The organism is Nocardia sp. NBC_00403 (assembly GCF_036046055.1).
Lineage (GTDB): Bacteria > Actinomycetota > Actinomycetes > Mycobacteriales > Mycobacteriaceae > Nocardia.
In genome coordinates this window covers 6,582,671-6,601,790 of record NZ_CP107939.1, presented here as the reverse complement: position 1 = coordinate 6,601,790, position 19,120 = coordinate 6,582,671, and the positions used below count along the sequence as shown (strand labels likewise).

General features: G+C 67.3%; 18 protein-coding genes. 8 read left to right on the top strand and 10 right to left on the bottom strand.

Translation table 11 applies throughout. The features are described 5' to 3' along the window. Positions 1–102 precede the first annotated feature (102 nt). From OHQ90_RS29435 to secG, 4 genes are all read left to right on the top strand, one after another. Positions 103–261, top strand: a complete 159-nt coding sequence (locus tag OHQ90_RS29435) for a TetR family transcriptional regulator (protein ID WP_328402991.1) — start codon at positions 103–105, stop codon at positions 259–261. A 210-nt stretch (positions 262–471) separates the two neighbouring features. Then, positions 472–1,053 carry a hypothetical protein gene (locus OHQ90_RS29430; RefSeq protein WP_328402989.1) on the top strand — a complete coding sequence of 194 codons (582 nt, stop codon included), beginning with the start codon at positions 472–474 and terminating at the stop codon, positions 1,051–1,053. Between the two features lie 151 nt (positions 1,054–1,204). Continuing rightward, complete coding sequence (locus OHQ90_RS29425; protein ID WP_442941203.1) at positions 1,205–2,803, top strand: MFS transporter; 1,599 nt, start codon at positions 1,205–1,207, stop codon at positions 2,801–2,803. Between the two features lie 33 nt (positions 2,804–2,836). Further along, on the top strand, positions 2,837–3,070 hold the full coding sequence (gene secG / locus OHQ90_RS29420) for a preprotein translocase subunit SecG (protein ID WP_328402986.1): 234 nt from the start codon (positions 2,837–2,839) through the stop codon (positions 3,068–3,070). 88 nt (positions 3,071–3,158) lie between these two features. Here secG and OHQ90_RS29415 read toward each other — a convergent pair whose 3' ends face one another. Further along, the gene (locus tag OHQ90_RS29415) at positions 3,159–4,313 is read right to left on the bottom strand and encodes a YbfB/YjiJ family MFS transporter (RefSeq protein WP_328402984.1); all 1,155 of its coding nucleotides are present in this window, start codon (positions 4,311–4,313) and stop codon (positions 3,159–3,161) included. A 70-nt stretch (positions 4,314–4,383) separates the two neighbouring features. Between OHQ90_RS29415 and OHQ90_RS29410 the strand changes: the two genes are divergently transcribed. After that, positions 4,384–5,241, top strand: a complete 858-nt coding sequence (locus tag OHQ90_RS29410) for a LysR family transcriptional regulator (protein ID WP_328402982.1) — start codon at positions 4,384–4,386, stop codon at positions 5,239–5,241. 92 nt (positions 5,242–5,333) lie between these two features. Next, entirely contained in the window at positions 5,334–5,636 is a 303-nt protein-coding gene (locus tag OHQ90_RS29405; RefSeq protein ID WP_328413166.1) for an SbtR family transcriptional regulator, read from the top strand. Positions 5,637–5,654: 18 nt separating this feature from the next. On the opposite strand, the gene OHQ90_RS29400 is transcribed toward OHQ90_RS29405, so the two are convergent. Then, positions 5,655–6,503, bottom strand: a complete 849-nt coding sequence (locus OHQ90_RS29400) for an SDR family NAD(P)-dependent oxidoreductase (RefSeq protein WP_328402980.1) — start codon at positions 6,501–6,503, stop codon at positions 5,655–5,657. 54 nt (positions 6,504–6,557) lie between these two features. Between OHQ90_RS29400 and OHQ90_RS29395 the strand changes: the two genes are divergently transcribed. Further along, the gene (locus tag OHQ90_RS29395) at positions 6,558–7,541 is read left to right on the top strand and encodes an alpha/beta fold hydrolase (RefSeq protein WP_328402978.1); all 984 of its coding nucleotides are present in this window, start codon (positions 6,558–6,560) and stop codon (positions 7,539–7,541) included. 200 nt (positions 7,542–7,741) lie between these two features. Here the strand turns inward: OHQ90_RS29395 and OHQ90_RS29390 are convergent, their stop codons facing one another. From OHQ90_RS29390 to tkt, 8 genes are all read right to left on the bottom strand, one after another. Continuing rightward, the gene (locus tag OHQ90_RS29390; protein WP_328402976.1) at positions 7,742–8,221 is read right to left on the bottom strand and encodes a hypothetical protein; all 480 of its coding nucleotides are present in this window, start codon (positions 8,219–8,221) and stop codon (positions 7,742–7,744) included. Between the two features lie 213 nt (positions 8,222–8,434). Then, entirely contained in the window at positions 8,435–8,788 is a 354-nt protein-coding gene (locus OHQ90_RS29385; protein ID WP_328402975.1) for a hypothetical protein, read from the bottom strand. A gap of 24 nt (positions 8,789–8,812) precedes the next feature. Continuing rightward, entirely contained in the window at positions 8,813–11,050 is a 2,238-nt protein-coding gene (locus tag OHQ90_RS29380) for a thiamine pyrophosphate-dependent enzyme (RefSeq protein WP_328402973.1), read from the bottom strand. Positions 11,051–11,172: 122 nt separating this feature from the next. Beyond that, the gene (pgl, locus tag OHQ90_RS29375) at positions 11,173–11,928 is read right to left on the bottom strand and encodes a 6-phosphogluconolactonase (RefSeq protein WP_328402971.1); all 756 of its coding nucleotides are present in this window, start codon (positions 11,926–11,928) and stop codon (positions 11,173–11,175) included. Then, a complete protein-coding gene (gene opcA / locus OHQ90_RS29370; RefSeq protein WP_328402969.1) occupies positions 11,921–12,829 on the bottom strand; it encodes a glucose-6-phosphate dehydrogenase assembly protein OpcA in 909 nt (302 codons plus the stop codon). The genes pgl and opcA overlap by 8 nt, the downstream gene beginning before the upstream one ends. Further along, positions 12,826–14,400: a glucose-6-phosphate dehydrogenase gene (zwf, locus tag OHQ90_RS29365; protein ID WP_328402967.1), complete on the bottom strand. Its 1,575-nt coding sequence runs from the start codon at positions 14,398–14,400 to the stop codon at positions 12,826–12,828. Before zwf ends, opcA begins: the two co-directional genes overlap by 4 nt. Before the next feature lie 5 nt (positions 14,401–14,405). Further along, positions 14,406–15,560, bottom strand: a complete 1,155-nt coding sequence (gene tal / locus OHQ90_RS29360) for a transaldolase (protein WP_328402965.1) — start codon at positions 15,558–15,560, stop codon at positions 14,406–14,408. 6 nt (positions 15,561–15,566) lie between these two features. Continuing rightward, complete coding sequence (gene tkt, locus OHQ90_RS29355) at positions 15,567–17,708, bottom strand: transketolase (RefSeq protein WP_328402963.1); 2,142 nt, start codon at positions 17,706–17,708, stop codon at positions 15,567–15,569. A 383-nt stretch (positions 17,709–18,091) separates the two neighbouring features. Here tkt and OHQ90_RS29350 point away from each other — a divergent pair, with 383 nt between their 5' ends. Beyond that, positions 18,092–19,081 (top strand): heme o synthase, encoded by a 990-nt coding sequence (locus OHQ90_RS29350; RefSeq protein WP_328402961.1) that lies wholly within the window; start codon positions 18,092–18,094, stop codon positions 19,079–19,081. Positions 19,082–19,120 lie beyond the last annotated feature (39 nt).

Here is a 19,120-nt window from a genome sequence, read left to right as displayed (position 1 = left end):
GGCAGCGGTGACTGGTAGCGCCGAATCCGCGTCCGCGTCGCACCCAGCAGTAACGCCGCGCCGCGACGGTAGCCAAGCGCTACCATCGTCGCGATCGGCGAAGTGGGTTATCAGCGCGCCACGGTGCAAGAGATCTGCGGGCGTGCAGGGCTTTCGGCCGGTGCGATGTTCCGGCAGTTCGACAGCAGGCTGCATCTGATCGCGCGGACCTCGGAGGAGGTCTTCACTCGGCAGCTGACGGCCTGCCTGGCGGTAATGTAACACGTTGGTGCACAGAATGATTCACTCGATGTCGCGCTGCGCTGCCTGTGGGCACGCCGAAAATGGCATGCCCACACATTGCGGAGGGGCTACCGTCGTTGGATCGCTGGGTTGGGCAAACAGCGCCTCAGGCAAGCGGGATGTCGGTGGAATCCGCTGGAGCGGGCATCGTGCCCGCCCGGAGTGGGCGGTCATTGCTGGAGGGCATTGATGCGGTTGTGGACGTTGCAAGCGCCGGAAGTCGTCGCCGCAGTGCGATCCGACGGGCGCTACCTGGCCGAATGGGATCGAGTGATCGTCAACTGGCGGCCCGCGTTCCGGGCGATGGTCGCGGAGATGCAGGGTCGGGACATCGTCTGCGATAGCGCGCCGCCCATCTGGTGTTGGCCAGGTCGGGCGCTGCGGCGCAACCGAATCCGGCAGACTGCGAATTCGCTGCTCGGCGATGACCAGTGGGCGCACGGCATCTGGCTGCTGAAGCTCGACGTCCCCGATCCTCGGACCCTGGCTACCTCATACTCCCGATGGAACGACTACCTCGGCGTCACCATAGACCTCCTGCGTGCCAGGGGTCTGTTCGACGGTCCTGCCCTCGCACCCGGTGCCGCACCCATGAATTGGGGTCCTGAACTGGAAAACGAATGGGACCGACCCCAGGTCGTCATCCCCGAGCTGCGCTGCGAGTGGCTATTGACCGCCTGCCCCTACCTGCCGGACCCCGAGACCGCAGCCCGAATCGCGGCCGATCCACTGCTTCGTGCCCAGCCGCCATGCGTCCGGCCTGACCGATGAATAGGCGCAATCCTGTCCGTGCGGAGTTGAAAGTAACACTCGGCCGCCCGGATCAGCAGCTGGAGCGCCGTGGAGGTGCACGCTGAGGATGGATCAGTGGTGCAATGTTTCTGCCCCGGTGCGCTCGGCGAGCGCCGCTAAACTCAGCACCGTGACCACCGCCGACGCAACGATCCCGCTATCCACCTGGGCGCCACTGCGATCGCCGGTCTATCGGGCGCTGTGGATCGCCCAGCTGGTATCGAACCTGGGCACCTGGATGCAGACCGTGGGTGCGCAGTGGATTCTGGTCGACGAGCCGAATGCGGCGACGCTGGTTTCGTTGGTGCAGACCGCGATCACGCTGCCGGTGATGTTGCTGTCCATCCCGTCGGGGGTGCTCGCCGATCTGGTCGATCGGCGCCGACTGCTGCTCGGTGCGCAGTCGGCGATGGCGTTGCTCGCCGCGTTGCTCGCGGTGTCGACCGCGACCGGACACACCACGCCTGCGGTGCTGCTGACGCTACTGTTCCTGCTCGGCTGCGGGCAGGCGCTCACCGCGCCCGCGTGGCAGGCGATCCAGCCGGAACTGGTTCCGCGCGAACAGATTACGTCCGCCGCCGCACTCAGCAGCATGAATATCAACATCGGCCGGGCGGTCGGTCCCGCGGTGGCCGGTGTGCTGGTGACGGTGTCCGGGCCGACCGTGGTGTTTACGCTCAACGCGGTGTCGTTCGGCGGGATCGTCGCGGCGCTCGCACTGTGGCGCCGCCCGCGGACCGATCAGAGCCTGCCGACCGAGCGCCCGCTGGCGGCGTTGCAGGCGGGCACCCGCTTTATTCGAGCGGCTCCCGCGATTCGCCGCGTGCTGTTGCGCGCGATCCTTTTCATCGCGCCGGCGAGTGCGTTGTGGGCGTTGCTTCCGGTCATCGCGCGCGACCATTTCGGTCTGTCCGCGTCCGGTTACGGGCTGATGCTCGGCGCCCTCGGCATCGGCGCGGTGCTCGGCGCGCTTGCGTTGTCGCGATTGCGGTCGATGCTGACCCCGACGCACCGGCTGGCCGTGGCCGCGGTGTTGTTCGGTGCCGCGACGGTGGCCACGGTGTTGCTGCACTCGGTGCCGGTGGTGCTTGTCCTGCTGGTCGGCGCGGGGCTGGCCTGGCTGCTGGCGATGGCCACATTGAACTCGACCATGCAGTTGCTGTTGCCCGCGTGGGTGCGGGCGCGCGGGCTGTCGGTGTACATGCTGGTGTTCATGGGCGGTCAGGCGAGCGGGTCGCTGGTCTGGGGCCTGGTCGCCGGTGCTGTCGGCTCGATGTCGACCATGCTCGTTTCCGCCGCGCTGCTCGCCTGTTGCGCGGTGAGCACGCTCTGGCTGCCGATCCGGCACAACGCCGAAGAACTGGACCTGACGCCGTCGGCCTTTTGGCCCGAGCCGCAGCTCGTGGTCGAGCCGGATCCGGCCGACGGCCCGGTGCTGGTACTGCGGACCTATGACGTGCCCGCCGAGAACGTAGACGAGTTCATGGCCGCGATGGCCTTCGTCGGGCGCTCGCGGCAGCGCACCGGCGCGATGGAGTGGCGGTTGTATCGCGACGTCGGTGTGCTCGACCGCTATGTGGAGGCGTTCGTGGTGCGCTCCTGGGCCGAACACATGCATCAGCATCAGGTGCGGCTCACCGCCCAAGATCAACTGCGGGAACGCGCGGTAGCGGCGTTCACCAACGGCGACGACAACATCACCCACCTCGTCGCGGTGGAGCCGCATTAGGTCCGGCAGGGGCTACCCCATAGACTGTCCGACATGCGGATGTTCCTGGATATCCTCCTGATCGTCACCAGCGTGCTGCTGGTGTTGCTGGTGCTGCTGCACCGCGCCAAGGGTGGAGGTCTGTCCAGCCTGTTCGGCGGTGGCGTCCAGTCCAGCCTGTCGGGATCCACTGTCGTCGAGAAGAACCTCGACCGCGTCACTATCTTCACCGGCCTGGTCTGGCTCATCGCCATCCTCGGCATCGGCCTGGAGATCAAGTTCGCCTGACGGTCCTTCGGGCCCAACGCCGCAGCTCACGATTCGAGTGAGCTGCGGCGATTTGTGCTGCGCCGAAGATCTCGAGGTGGATCGATCGTCACGGGTTCGGTGGTGGTGAGGGTTCGGGTATCCGCGCAACGATAACGGCTGCCGCCGTCGCCGCGATCAGCACCGCCGTGGCGATCACGAATGCCGCGGTGTAGCCGTCGCCGATTACCGGCGCCACGACGAGCGGGCCGATCATCTGTCCGGATCCGTAGCCCGCGGTGAGCGTTGCCGCTGCTCGGTGGTCCGACAGCTCGGTGCCCACTCGGATCGCGAGCATGGTGATGCCCATGAAGGTGCCGCCGAACAGCACCGCGGAGATGATGGCCGACCAGAGCGCGGTGGACAGGGCGGGCAGCCCTGCCGACACGCATTGCGCCGATAGCGCTGCGACCAACACTGTCGCGGGTCTCCAGTGTCGGGCGGCCATGCCCCACAGCACGGCGGGCGCCGCGGCCGCACCGACGATCACCCACATCACCGAGCCGACGGTCGGGCCGCTGTGCGCGCTGACGGCGGCGACCAGGAAAGTGCCGATCACGATGTAGCCGACACCTTCGAGGGAGTAGGCGACGAGCAACGCACGCCAAGCCGGAGTCGAGCGGCGTCTGCCTGCTACTGCGGTGGACCGATAGCCCGGATGGATGTCGAGCCGGAGCGCCGGCAGCAACAGCAGCGCTGTCAATACCGCCGCGCCGGACCAGAGTGCTTGCCAGGGCAGTACCGGTCGTGCGGCAAGGGCCAGCAGGCCGGTCAGCGCAATGCCGAGGCCGACGCCGCCGAACGCGATGCCCGCCGCGTGTCCATGCCCGCCGAGTCGGGCGATCGCCCCGGCGCAGCCGACGAAGATCACCGCGCTCGCCACCCCGGCGATCAGTCGCAACACAGCGGGGAGCACCGCCGGTCCCGGTATCGCCAGCAGCACTTCGCTCATCACCAGCGTCGCGGCGGCGAGGCGAAAAGACAGGGGGCTGTTCAGGTCCGGCCGTCGAGCCAACAGCACAGCACCCACGAGATAGCCCGCGTAATTGGCGGCGGCGATCAACGCTCCGTCGTGTGCGCTGATCCGGTGCGCATCGACCATGGCGGGCATCACCGGGGTATAGGCGAAGCGGCCCACTCCCACCGCCGCGGCCAGGCCGGCGCCTGCGGCGAGTGCCGGTGCAATGCTGCTGCGCGTGGTGGGAGCTACGGCGGTATCGGTCACACCTGCTGACCGTACGGACCGCCGACCCGGCCGTGAAATGCTTTCTACGCACGATGTATACGCTCGATGCATGGATATCGAGTTGCGGCACCTCCGGGCGTACCTCGCGCTGTGCGAGGAGGCGAACTACACCCGTGCCGCAGCACGCCTGCACCTCAGTCAGCCCGCGCTCACCCGGACCATCCAGCAGTTGGAACGCCGAGTCGAATGCCGCTTGATCGAGCGCTCGTCCCGCCGCTTCGAACTGACCGAAGAAGGCGCGGAACTGCTGGCGCACAGCAGGCGGATCATCGCCGACATCGATACCGTCCGTGACGAACTCCGCTCGCGCGCCACCCTCGACGTCGGTTTCTCCTGGCTGCTCCCCGATACCTGGTTCGCGCAGACCCGCACCCGCTACGAGGCGCTCGGCGGCCGCATCTCGCTGCACCGCGTCGAAGACCCGATGGCCGCGCTGGCGGACCGGTCGATCGATATCGCGATCCACCGCAACGAGATTCGGCTCCCACGTCACCTCGCGTCCCGGGTGATCGGAACCGAGGATCGGATGCTCGCAGTCTCGGTGAACTCTCCACTCGCCCATGTCGAGGACCTTCGATGGGCCGACCTCGCGAGCTACCCATTGGTCGTCAACGTGGTCTCAGGCACCATCCATGCCGGATCATGGGATCCGCCGTACCCGGATCGCGCCATCATCACCTGCACGAATTTCGACGAATGGATCGAACTCGTTGCGGCGGATCGCGGCATCGGCGGCGTCCCGATCCTGGCGCGGACCCGTGCACCGCATCCCGGCGTGGTCTACCGCGACATCCCGGACGCCCCGCCTTCGCACGTCTACCTCACCTGGCGTGCCAAGCCCGCCCCATTGCGCTCGGTGCAGCGCTTTCTCGGAATCGCCCGAGACGCAACACCAATCGATGACTAGTTGTCGCACTGTCGGGCGGATGCGAGTCGCGCGGGTAGTCGGGGCAACAGGTTGGGCTACTCGGCCGTGGATCAGGCGTCTGCACGTTCGAGATCATCGACAGCGTCGTTGCCGATGCCGCCGCGAAGAAGGACTTGGGGAACGCGCTACTCGCGGCCGGAGTGGACGTCAAATCAGCGGATGGGCACGCCGAAGTCGCCGCGGAGATGCGTCGAGCACTGTCGGAGCTGTTGGTCGCCGCTCGTGCCGATGGCGTAGTGCGCGCGGACCTCGAGCTAGCCGATCTGCTCGCTTTGCTGTACGGATGGTGTACGGCCGCAGAGCATTACGGCTGGGACAGTGCACGGCGTGACCGCGCTCTTGCGGCGAGCTCCGAGGGATTGATGCCCAGGTGAGGTGTGTTCGTCACGGAGTCAGTCGGCGCGCGGGATGCGGCCGTCGACGTCGGTGAAGCCGTATTGCTCGGCCAAATCGGCAACCCGCCAGGCTCGGCCGGTCCTGGCGCGGCGGTCGGGGTCGGTGGCGAGGGCGACGACCGCCCGGCCGGGGAAGCGGGGGGATTCGGCGGCGTCGAGGTCGAAGGTGCCCTCGCCCGGGAGGGTGACCAGGCGCCTGCCCTGCTCGTTTGCCGGGACTAGTTGCAGGAGTTCGGTATTCACGATTCCGGGCCACAGGGAGACTACGGTGACGCCGGTGTCGGTGAGGTCGTGGGCCATATCGGCGGTGAGCCGGTCCAGCGCGGTCTTCGCCACGCCGTACACGGCATTGTGCATGTAGCGCTGTGCACCCGGCGAGGAGATATTGGCGATCAAACCCGCCGACTCGATCAGCAGTGGCGCGGCGAATGCGCTTGCCGTGTAGTGAGATCGGACGCCGACATCGAACGTCTCGTCCCATGCGGCCGGGGGCACCTCCCAGAACGGCTTGCCGAGCCAGCGGGCAGCGGCGGGGGAGTTGTAGACATTGTTCACCAGCACATCCAGCCGGCCTCGCTCATCGCGCACGCGGGTGAACAGGCGCTGGATCGCATCGTCGTCGCGGTGGTCGCACACGAACGGTATCCCGTGGCCGCCGAGGGCATCGATCTCCGCGGCCGTCTCGTGCACCGTCCCCGGCAGCCTGCCGGCCGCGGCCGAGCGCCCGGTGACGTACACCGTCGCACCTGCTGCGCCCAATTCCAGCGCGACGCCTTTGCCGATTCCGCGGCTGGCGCCGGTGACGACGGCTACGTGGCCGCCGAGTAGGTGAGGTATTCCGTTCACGATCTCGGGACATTACCTTGAAACAAGAACGCGTTCTATGTTTTGGAGGCCGCAGTGGAGTTGACCCATCGGTTCGTGGCGACCAATGGCATTCGAATGCACGTCGCCGAACAAGGCGAGGGGCATCCGGTGATCTTCTGCCACGGCTTCCCACACACGTGGTTCATCTGGAATCGCCAGCTAGCGGCGGTCGCTGCAGCAGGTTACCGGGCTATCGCACCCGATCTGCGTGGCTACGGACGTACCGAGGCGCCCGCCGATGTGGCGGCGCACACGAATCGTGAGGTGATCGGCGATCTCCTCGGCCTGCTCGACGATATCGACGCCGAACAAGCTGTGTTCGTCGGCTTGGATTTCGGTGCCGCACTGGTCTGGGAGCTGGCATTGCGCGCGCCGGAACGGGTGCGCGGCATCATCGTGCTGAACAACCCGTTCGCACCGCGTCCGTCGCGTCCGCCGTCGCAACTGTGGGCCAAAGCCGCGCAGCGACACTTCCTGCATCTGGACTACTTCCAGAAGCCCGGCGTCGCCGATGCCGAACTCGGTGCCGACCCGCGGGATTTCCTGGCCCGCGTCTACTACTCCCTCAGCGCCGACTACCACTACCTGGACACTTGGCGTTTCCCGGCGGAAGGCACCGGCTACCTCGATGTGCTGCCCGAGGCCCCGCCGCTGCCATGGCGCTGGCTTTCGGATGACGAATTAGATGTCTTGGCACAGGATTTCGAGCGCACCGGCTTCACCGGCGGCCTGAACTGGTACCGCGCACTCGACCGCAACTGGGAACTCACCGCCGACTACGCGGAGGCCACGGTGACCCCGCCGACCTACTTCCTCTACGGCGACCGCGACCCCGACATGGAGGGCTTCAGCGGCCGCGACCCCTTGGCCACGCTACGGGAAAACGTCCCGAACCTGCGCGGGGTCACCAAGATCGGCGGCGCGGGCCACCTGGTTCAGTTGGAGCGGACGACGGAGGTCAACGACTGGATTACCGCTCATCTGCGCGAGCTTGCTCCGGTACCGGTTCCCGACTGACGATCCGGAAAGCGATCGGCGGTCCGAGTCCGCGCGCACCGCGGTGACCAGCCCTGGCGAATGAATCCGACTGGACAGGTCATTTGCCGCGGAGCTGCCCAGGCGTAGTCGACATCAGAGGTGCTCTGATCGCCCGGTGGACGCGCGCGTGCGTGCGGCTCGCGACCGAGCCACGCACTCGGCTGTCGCGAGATTTTCGCCTACTTGTATTCGCAGGCCAGTTCCGGATATTCGGGCCACTGGGGGAGCGGCTGGCGGTCCAGGTAGGCGGTCAGGCGGTCCAGCAGGTACTGCCAGCGTGGACCGATCGTGCTCGCGTCGGCGGGGCACACATGCCTGCGGATGAGTTCGACATTCGTGACAACGCCGACCTGGGTCATGCGCAGCTCCAGCACGCAGCCGTCGATCTGCGCGACCAATTCGTGCGGCGCCCGGCATTCGTCCACCCGCACCGTGATCGGCCCGATCCCGGGCCCGTCGATCGGCTCGATCGTCAGCTCCCCGCCCGCTCCCGACACCGTCCCGAACCAGCGCCCCAACTGCCGCCACTCCGTGCACGCCGACCACACCTCCAAGACCGGCCTACGAAAAGACCGCAGGTAGTGCAGCAACACCAAATCGCCGTCGGTCTCGCGATCGTGCTCGGGCCGTACCTCGCCGAGCATGGACATCGTGGTCATCGCCGTGCCCTTCCACTGCCGGTTACCGTTCTGCCCACTGTATTTCCAGTCCGCACCAAGCGAATCCGAATCGCCCAATCGCAATCGTGTTGCGAGCAGACCGCGGCTTTCCCGGGCTTCGCGGGTTGCGTCGGGGAGCGCACCTCCGTCGGGATCCGCACCGCCGGTCGGGCCAAAGGGACAGGTCCCGACAAGCGGTGCGGACGGGCCCGGTCAGTCGTCGGTTTGGGTCCAGGCGGCGACGGGGAGGGTGAGGTAGACGCCGAAGTCTTCGAGAGCGGTGGCTTGCGAGACCAGATCGTGCAGCAGGTCGCAGCGGTCCTGGCGGTTGTCGGCTCGGCTCTGGAACCATTTGGAGCGGACTTCGATGACGGCGTCGAGGCCGCTCTGGTCGAAGGGGCCGAGTTGGCGGAAGCGGATTTCGATATCGCCGGGCCGCAGGTCGCGGTCGTAGGGCTCTTCCGGGCATTCCACGGCCACGGACACGATGTGAGGCAGATGCTTTCCGAGGTCGCGCAGAATGGACTCGGGGACGTGCGGGGCGTAGGTGACCTCGACTAGTGGCACGCGATTCAGCCTAGCGAGACGGTGTTATGGCTCGGCAAGGAGTTTTCCGGCGGCGGCTTCGATGCGGTCCTCGTCCAGCAGCACCGTCTCGGCGGCAGGGCCGAGGGGGATGAAGCTGTCCTCGCTGGTGACGCGCGCGATGCGACCGTCGAAACCGGCATCGACGAGCGCGGCGCAGAGCGCCTCGGAGACGCCGCCCGAGTGGCGGGTTTCATCGGCGACGAGAACACGGCCGGTGGCGCGGGCATGGTGGAGGAGGTCTTCGAGCGGGAGCGGCGCCAGCCACCGCAGGTCGAGAACCCGGGCGAATATACCGCTTTCGGCGAGTCGCCGAGCAACGCGCAGACTCATCGGCACGCCGTTGGCGAAGCTGACGATGGTGAGGTCGGTGCCGTCGCCATAGACGCGAGCACGGCCGATCGCGACATGATCGGCCGAGGGCGGCGCGAGCCAGGCACCGTCGCCGGGCTCGTGCAGGTCACGGGTGTGGTACAGCGCGATGGGTTCCAGGAAGACCGATACCCGGCCGTCGACCCGCCCGGCGGAGACGCAGGTACGCAGCATCGCCGCGGCGTCGTCGGCGCGGGACGGGGACGCCAGGATGAGGCCGGGGATGTCACGCAGCGCGGCGATCGAGTTGTCATTGTGGAAGTGCCCGCCGAAACCCTTCTGGTAGGCGTAGCCGGCTATCCGGATCACCATCGGGTTCCGGTACTGCCCATGGGAGAAGAATTGCAACGTGGCAGCCTCGCCGCGCAGCTGATCGGCCGCGTTGTGCAGGTATGCCAGATACTGGATCTCCGGTATCGGGAGGAAGCCGGCCAGCGCGGTGCCGAGTGCGGTACCGAGCACACTCTGTTCGTCGAGCAGAGTGTCGAAAACCCGCCGCGCGCCGAAGGCCTTCTGCAATCCCTTGGTGACGCCGTACACGCCACCCTTCCTGCCCACATCCTCACCGAAGACCAGCACATCGTGATCTCGCGCCAGCAGCGCACCGAGGGTGTGGTTGACGGCCTGCGCGAGCGTCATCGCATCGTTGACCACCGCAACTCGATTCGATTCCTGGCCGGGCACCTGGGCCGGCCGGGCAGCCCGGTTTGCAGTGTCGATTGCTTCCTGGCGAAGCGCATCGGTTCGTACCACATCCGGGTGCGATGGTGCCAGCGGCGCCATGACCGCGGCTGCCGAGCTCAGTTTGGGTTCGTGCCCCACCAATTCGGCCATCGCCTCGACGCGGGTACGGACGTCGTCGTAGCGGTCGATGACTTCATCGGGTGTCGCCACACCGACCGTCACGAGCAGTCGGGCGGTCTCGATGACAGGATCGCGCAGCAGGTCGGCGGCGATGTCGGCGGGGCGGCGGTAGGCGGATTCGACATCGGATCCAGCGTGGCCCAGCAGCCGCACCGTGCGCAGGCGCAGGAAGGCAGGTTTGCGGTTTTCACGTACCCAGTCGGCGGCGGACTGCGCGGTTGTCAGCGCGTCGAGCGCATCCCAGCCGTCCGCGCAGAAGTACTCGAGGCCGGGACGCAGGCCGTAGGCGTGTTCGATCCAGTCCGGCGGGGTCGGCACGCTGATGCCGATCCCATTGTCCTCGCAGACGAACAGGACGGGCATTGGAATCCCTTGGTGAGCAGTGTGAATCGCGGTATTGATCGCGCCCGTCGCAGTGGAGTGGTTGGCCGACGCGTCACCGAAACTGCACAGCACGACAGCATCCGACGGCCATTCGCTGGTGACCCCGAGCTGGGCCGCACGACCGATCGCGAACCCGAGTCCGACCGCGCGCGGCAGCTGGGACGCGATCGTCGAGGTCTGCGGAATCACGCCCGCCGCCTTGCTGCCGAACACCTTGTGCCTGCCACCCGATATCGGATCGGCGGCCGCCGCAACGACGCCGAGCAGCACGTCACGGATCGGGTCGAGCCCCGCCACCTGCCGTGCGCGGTGCACGAAGAACGCGCCGGAACGATAGTGCAACAACGCGGGATCGGTCGCGCGCAGCGCTGCCGCGACGGCCGCGTTGCCCTCGTGACCGGACGATCCGATGCTGTAGTAGCCGCGTCGCACGCCGCCGAGCCTTCGCGCCGCGAGATCGAGCTGCCTACTCGTCGCCTGCGATTCGAACAGCTCCAGGCACCGCGCACCGGAAACCCGGCCGCCCGGGTCGATCAGCTCCCCGGCCGGGCGGCTCGGACTAGCTGTCAGCGCCTCGATCTCGGTGCGAAACCGCTCGTCGAGGTCGACTCCCTGCTCGGTCATCGAACGATCATCCCGGACTCGGAGCCGCTCAGTCGACCATTCGCCGGTATTTTTCCGGGAACGAACCGAAAACTATGGAGAAGTTCGTGGGCAACTCTTATGCGGCGGTTCGGGCATGCGGACTATTGCAACCCCGCTGCCGCATCCGCGTCGAGCAGCCAGGTGGTCGATTCGAGGCCCTTGGCGCCGGCGGAGGGAATATCCACCGGATCGGCGCCCGCTAACGCGGCTGCGACCGCTTCTGCCTTGGGCGCGCCGCCGACGACCAGCACCACGTGCCGAGTGTGGCGGACCGCGGGCAGCGTGAGGGTGACCCGGACCGACGGCGATTTCGGCGAATTCGTCACGGCGACAACGAGTTCGTGCTGTTCACGGACCGCGTCGGTGTCGGGGAAGAGGGAGTTGATGTGGCCCTCGCCGCCCATACCGAGCAGGTGCAGATCGAACGCGCCGTGTTCGGCCAGATGGGCGTGCACCGCGGCGGAGTACTCGGCGGCGGCCTCGACGGGGTCGGGGTATTCGCCGTCGGAGGTCGCAACCGGATGGACCCGGGCCGGATCGACCGGCACGTGGTCGAGCAGGGCCCGGCGGGCCTGCAGGTCGTTGCGTTCCTGGTCGCCTGCGGGGACGAAGCGTTCGTCGCCCCAGAACACATCGAGTTTCGACCAGTCGATGGCACCGGGCGACTTGCGCACCAGTTCCAGCAGCGCGATGCCGGTACCGCCGCCGGTCAGCACCACCGACGCCGAACCACGCGCGGCCTGGGCGGCCGTCACGACGTCGACGAACGTGGTCGCCGCCGCGGTCACCAACGTCTCGGTGTCGGGATGGACTTCGACGGTGTCGGCAGGAGATTCGGCCGAGATACGCTCACTCATAGGTCACCTTCTCGATTCCGGCGAGCGCCTCGGCATAGATCTCGTCGGCATCGAGCCGACGCAGTTCCTCCGCGAGACAGTCGCGAGTTTCCCTGCGGGCCAAAGCGATTCGCTGCACCGGGTCGCCGGTGCGGATGAGCGTCGCGGTGCGGCCGGTCTGCGGCCGTGCGATGGCGATCGACTCCGACGGCCGATGCACCTCCACCCGCAGCTCACCCGTGCGGCGACGCACCGGGCAGCCCAAACGTGCGGCCAGCCAGCCGGCGAGCATGTCCAGCGCGGGCTCTTCGCGCAGCCCGGACACTGTCACCGATTCGACCGGTTCGTAGGGCGGTTCGTCCATGGTGGCCGCGAGCAGCGCCCGCCAGTAGGTGATCCGGCTCCACGCCAGATCGGTATCGCCGGTGGCGTAGGAATCGCGCCGCTTCTTGATCGTCTCCTGCGGGTCGGGCGCGAAGGTCGCATCGGTGATGCGACGGGTCGCCAAGCGCCCCACCGAATCCTTGGAGGGGAACTCCGGTGCGCCGCGCGGCCACCAGGCGACCACAGGGGTATCCGGGAGCAGGAACGGGATGACGACGCTGCTCTCATGATTGATCAGCTCGCCTTGCAGCCGCAGCACGATCACCTCGGCCGCGCCCGCGTCACCGCCCACGCGGATCTGGGCGTCGAGGCGGGTCTCGGCTTCGCGATCGCCACGGGCCAAAACGACCACCCGGCACGGGTGTTCGCGGCTGGCGTCGTTGGCGGCGTCGATGGCGTCTTCGGCTTCCGAGCTGTCCAGCGTGCACACGACCAGGGTCAGTACTCGGCCCATGGTGATCACGCCGTTGCTTTCCCGCAGGCTCACCAGGCGTTTGGTGACTTCGGATGTCGTGGTCTCCGGCATGTCGACGATCATGGCCGCCGCCATTCGCGCCCGGTGCGGGCGAGTATCTCGTCGGCCGACGACGGACCCCAGGTGCCTGCCTCGTACGGTTCCGGTTTACCGTCGGTGGCCCAGTGCTCGAGCACCGGATCCAGAATGCGCCAGGACAATTCGACCTCCGCGTTCACCGGGAACAAGGACGGCACCCCGAGCAGCACGTCGAGGATCAGACGTTCGTAGGCTTCGGGGGAGGACTCGGTGAACGCCTCGCCGTAGCTGAAATCCATATTGACGTCGCGCACTTCCATCCCCGACCCCGGCACCTTCGAACCGAATCGGGTGGTGATGCCCTCATCCGGCTGTACCCGGATGACCAGGGCGTTCTGGCCGAGCTCCTCGGTCATCGTCTGGTCGAACGGCAGGTGCGGCGCCCGCTTGAATACCACCGCGATCTCGGTGACCCTGCGGCCCAAGCGTTTTCCGGTGCGCAGATAGAACGGCACGCCCGCCCAGCGCCGGGTGTCGACCTCCAGGGTGATCGCGGCGTAGGTCTCGGTGCGCGATTGCGGGTCGAATCCCTCCTCGTCGAGCAGACCGACGACCTGCTCGCCGCCCTGCCAGCCCGCGGCGTACTGCCCGCGTGCCGTGGTCTCGTCGAGCGGCTCGACCAGCTTCGTAGCCGAGAGCACCTTGATCTTCTCGGTCTGCAACTGGTCGGGCTGGAAGCTGATCGGCTCCTCCATCGCGGTCAGCGCGAGCAGTTGGAGCAGATGGTTCTGGATCACGTCGCGCGCGGCGCCGATGCCGTCGTAATAGCCTGCGCGGCCACCCAATCCGATGTCCTCGGCCATGGTGATCTGGACATGGTCGACGTAGTTGGCATTCCAGATCGGATCGTAGAGCTGGTTGGCGAAGCGCAGTGCCAGGATGTTCTGCACTGTCTCCTTGCCTAGGTAGTGGTCGATCCGGAACACCGTCTCTTCCGGGAAGACTCCGTTCACCAGTGCGTTGAGCTCCTGAGCGCTCTCCAGATCGTGCCCGAAGGGCTTCTCGATCACCACGCGACGCCATGGCTTGCGGCCGTTGGCGTCGGTGGTGGACGGCTTGGCAAGCCCGTGTTCGGAGAGCTGATCCAGCACGACCGGGAACATGTTCGGCGGAATCGAGAGGTAGAAGGCGTGATTGCCGCCGGTGCCACGATCCTTGTCCAGCTTCGCGAGGGTATCGGCGAGCGTCGCGAAGGCCGTGTCGTCGTCGAAGGTGCCCCGTACGAACCGGATTCCCTCGGCCAGGTGGTCCCAGACCTCCTGGCGGAAGGGCGTGCGCGCGTGTGCTTTCACCGCGTCGAGGACGACCTGGGCGAAATCCTCGTCCGCATAGTCCCGCCGCGCAAAGCCGACCAGCGCGAAACCCGGGGGCAGCAGCCCCCGGTTCGCGAGGTCGTAGATGGCCGGCATCAGTTTCTTACGGGACAGGTCACCGGTGACACCGAAGATGACCATGCTGCACGGTCCCGCGATGCGGGGGACGCGCTTGTCCCGTTCGTCGCGAAGCGGGTTCTTCCAGACGGCCGCTGCCGTTTTTCCTGCCGCTGTGCCGGCCATCCCGATCAGTTGCTTCCGGTGCCGGCCGTATCGGGCACAGCGGCGTTCAACTCCTCGGTGGTGGCGGAAAGCAGCTCCGCCCAAGACTTCTCGAACTTGTCGACGCCTTCGCGCTCCAACACCGCGAACACGTCGTCGAGGTCGATGCCGACCGCGACGAGCTTGTCGAAGACCTCCTTGGCGGCCGCGGCGGTCCCGCTGAGGGTAATGCCGCGGATCTCGCCGTGGTCGGCGACCGCTTCGAGGGTCTTCTCCGGCAGCGTGTTCACCGTGTTCGGTCCCACCAGTTCGGTGACATACATGGTGTCGGAGTACTCCGGGTTCTTCACACCGGTCGAGGCCCACAGCGGCCGTTGCCGATTCGCGCCTGCCGACGCGGCCAGGTGCGTGTAGGTCGAGGTGTGCGCGCCGCCGTCGAACACGTCCTGGTATTCGGCATAGGCGAGGCGGGCGTTGGCGATGCCTGCTTTGCCGCGCAGCTCCAGTGCCTCCGGAGTGCCGATCGCTTCGAGGCGCTTGTCGATCTCGGTGTCCACCCGGGACACGAAGAACGACGCGACCGAATGGATCTTGGCCGGGTCGTGGCCCGCGAACTTGGCCTTGCCCAGGCCGTCGAGATAGGCGCCCATCACCGCGCGGTAGCGCTGGACGGAGAAGATCAGCGTCACGTTCACGCTGATGCCTTCGGCGATCACCGCGGAGATGGCGGGCAGGCCCGCTTCGGTAGCCGGGATCTTGATGAACAGGTTCGGCCGGTCGACGATCTTCCACAGCTCGACGGCCTGGGCCGTCGTTTTCTCCGCGTCGAACGCCAGCCGGGGATCGACCTCGATGGAGACCCGTCCGTCGACACCGCCGGATGCCGCAAACACCTCCGCGAACACGTCGCAGGCGGCGCGAACATCGTCGGTGGTGATGGTGCGGATCGCGGCGTCGGCGTCCGCGCCTTGGGCGGCAAGCTCTTTGAGCTGGCCGTCGTAGGAGTGGCCCTGGCTGAGCGCACCCTGGAAGATCGTCGGGTTGGTGGTGACGCCGACGACATTGCGGGTGGCGATCAGTTCGGCAAGGTTGCCGGACTGGATCCGGTCCCTGGACAGATCGTCGAGCCACACCGAGACACCGGCCGCAGAAAGAGCTGCAGTGTTTTCGTTCTGTGCCATGAGCGCTTATCCCTTCACGTTCTCGAGCGTGCGCTGCGCGGCGGCAACGACATTGTCGGTGGTGAAGCCGAACTCGCGGAACAGGGTCTTGTGATCGGCCGAGGCGCCGAAGTGCTCGATCGACACGATCTCACCCGCGTCACCGGTGAACCGGTACCACGGCATCGCGATACCGGCCTCGACGGCAACCCGAGCGGTGACCGCGGGCGGGAGCACCTCATCCCGGTAGGCCTTGTCCTGCGCGTCGAACCACTCCACACACGGCATGGAGACCACGCGGGTTCCGATGCCCTGCGCCTCCAGCGTAGTGCGGGCCTCCACGGCGAGCTGCAGCTCCGAACCGGTGGCGATCAGGATCACCTGCGGGGTTCCGGTGGACGCCTCGGCGAGAATGTAACCGCCCTTGCGGACGCCCTCGTAGCTGGTGCCCTCTTGGATCGGCAGGTCCTGGCGGGTCAACGCCAGAGCGGACGGGCCGTCCTGGTGCGGCAGCTCGGACACCGAGAAGTGCGAGGTGTGCTCGCTGCTGTCGCGCTCGAGGATGGTGCGCCAGGCGTAAGTGGTCTCGTTGGCGTCGCCGGGGCGGACCACGTTCAGGCCGGGGATGGCGCGCAGTGCGGCGAGGTGCTCGATCGGCTGGTGCGTCGGGCCGTCCTCACCGAGACCGATGGAGTCGTGGGTCCACACGTAGGTGACGGGTATCCGCATCAGCGCGGCCAGCCGTACTGCGGGGCGCATGTAGTCGCTGAACACCAGGAAGGTGCCGCCGTACGGACGAGTCGGGCCGTGCAGCGCGATGCCGTTGAGGATCGAGCCCATCGCGTGCTCACGAACACCGAAGTGCAGCGTGCGACCGTACGGGTTGGCCTTCCACATCCCGGTCGAGATCGACTCGGGGCCGAAGCTCGGGGTGTCGGGCATGGTGGTGTTGTTGGACTCGGCGAGGTCGGCCGAGCCACCCCACAGTTCGGGCAGCACCGGGGCCAGCGCGGCGAGCACCTTGCCGGACGCCTTGCGGGTGGCCATGCCCTTCGGATCGGCCTCGTAGGTCGGCAGATTCGCGGTCCAGCCCGCCGGCAGCCTGCGCTCGGCGAGCCGGTCGAACAGCGCCTTGTTCTCGGGGTTGGCCTGCGCCCACGCGTCGAACTGCTGCTGCCAGGCCTGGTGGGCCTCCTTGCCGCGCGCGGCGACCGCACGGGTGTGCGCGATGACCTCGGCGGCGACCTCGAAGCTCTGCTCCGGGTCGAAGCCGAGAATCTTCTTGGTGGCGGCCACCTCGTCGGCGCCGAGTGCGGCACCGTGCGCGGCGCCGGTGTTCATCTTGGTGGGGGCCGGGTAGCCGATGATGGTGCGCAACACGATGATCGACGGCTTGCCGGTCTCCGCCTTGGCTGCCGCGAGCGCGGCCTCGACCGCGACGACGTCCTCGCCGCCCTCGACGGTCTGGACGTGCCAGCCGTACGCCTCGTAGCGCAGGGCGACGTCCTCGGTGAATGCGATCGTGGTGTCGTCCTCGATGGAGATCTTGTTGTCGTCGTAGATCACCACGAGGTTGCCGAGCTGCTGGGTACCCGCGAGTGACGACGCTTCGGAGGTGACGCCTTCCTCGAAGTCGCCGTCGGAGGCGATCACGTAGATGAAGTGGTCGAACGGGCTCGCGCCCGGCGCGGCATCCGGATCGAACAGGCCGCGCTCGCGGCGCGCGGCCATCGCCATGCCGACAGCGGAGGCCAGACCCTGGCCCAGCGGACCGGTGGTGATCTCGACACCGTCGGTGTGGCGGAATTCGGGGTGGCCCGGGGTGAGCGAGCCCCACTTGCGCAGGTGCTTCAGATCGTCCAGTTCCAGACCGAAGCCGGCCAGGTAGAGCTGGATGTACTGGGTGACGCTGGAGTGCCCGCAGGACAGCACGAAACGGTCCCGGCCGACCCAGCTCGGATCGCTCGGGTCGAGGCGCATCGTGCGCTGGTAGAGGGTGTACGCCAACGGCGCCAGGCTCATCGCGGTGCCCGGGTGACCGTTTCCGGCGTTTTGCACCGCGTCCGCGGCGAGCACCCGTACTGTGTCGACGGCCTTGGTGTCCAGATCCGTCCAGTCGTCCGGGTAGTTCGGCTGAGTGAGGGCGCGGATGTCGTCTGTGACTGACACGACCGAGGTTCTCCTGACATTGGTTTCGTCGACTGTGGTGGTTACTGGCGGCGTTGACGCGCGGCAGCGGCGAATGCGCACGCACCGGTGTACCCCAACCACCCTAGATGTGCCCGGTGACCGGCTGGGCGGGAACCCGGCTTACCGGGTCCAGAGTCGGGCGTTCCGGTCGCGGCGGCCGCCGTTCGGCACCGTCGAACGCGTCGTTTCGCGGCCGGGTACCGACCGGTCGCGCCCGTCTTTGTGCGCGGCCGCGCGAGGGGGCGATGGGGAGAACACCACCGACGTGGGTCTACCATCCTCTGTAGTAGTAGCCGCGCCGTGCAGGTCGTGCGCTGCTAGTTCCATTGCCGGATGCGATGCACAGCGTGCGAGGAGAGACAGTGCGGATTGGGCAACAGCCGGGTGGCAATGGTGCGCACGGCTCCTCCGCGACGGCGCTGGCCGACCGGTTCACGGGTGATGGTCTGTTGTCGCGAACGGTGCGGAAACCGCTGGCCTACATTGCGCTCACCAAGCCGCGCGTCATCGAATTGCTGCTCGTCGCGACCATTCCGACGATGCTGCTCGCCGATCGGGGCGTCATCGATATCCGCCTCATCCTCGCGACGCTGTTCGGCGGCTGGATGGGCGCGGCGAGCGCGAACACGTTGAACTGTGTGGCCGACGCCGACATCGACAAGGTAATGAAGCGGACCGCCAAGCGACCGCTTGCCAGGGAGGCGGTGCCCACCTCGCACGCCTTCGTGTTCGGTGTGGTGCTCGGCCTCGGATCGTTCGCCTGGTTGTGGTGGCAGGCGAATCTGCTCAGCGGCGTACTGGTCGTCGTGACCATCCTGTTCTACGTTTTCGTCTATACTCTCGGCCTCAAGCGCCGGACCTCGCAGAATGTGGTGTGGGGCGGTGCGGCGGGCTGCATGCCCGCCCTGGTCGGCTGGTCCGCGGTCACCGGCAGCATCGGCTGGCCCGCGATCGCCCTGTTCGGCGTCATCTTCTTCTGGACACCGCCGCACACCTGGGCGCTGGCCATGCGCTACAAGGAGGACTACCGCGCGGCCGGTGTGCCGATGCTGCCGGTGGTCGCGACCGAGCGGGTGGTGACCAAGCAGATCGTCATCTATACCTGGCTCACCGTGCTCACGACCCTTGCCCTCGCACCCGCGACCGGCGTGATCTACACCGCCGTCGCGCTGGTGGCCGGGGCGTGGTTCCTGCTCATGGCCCACCAGCTGTACTCCGGTGTTCGCCGGGGCGAGTCGGTGAAGCCGCTGCGGCTGTTCCTGCAGTCGAACAACTATTTGGCCGTGGTGTTCTGCGGTCTTGCGGTGGACTCGGTGCTCGGCTGGGACACCATGGGCAGCTTCTTCGGCTAGCGCCGATCCGCCGCGACACCTGTACACCGAGTCCACGGG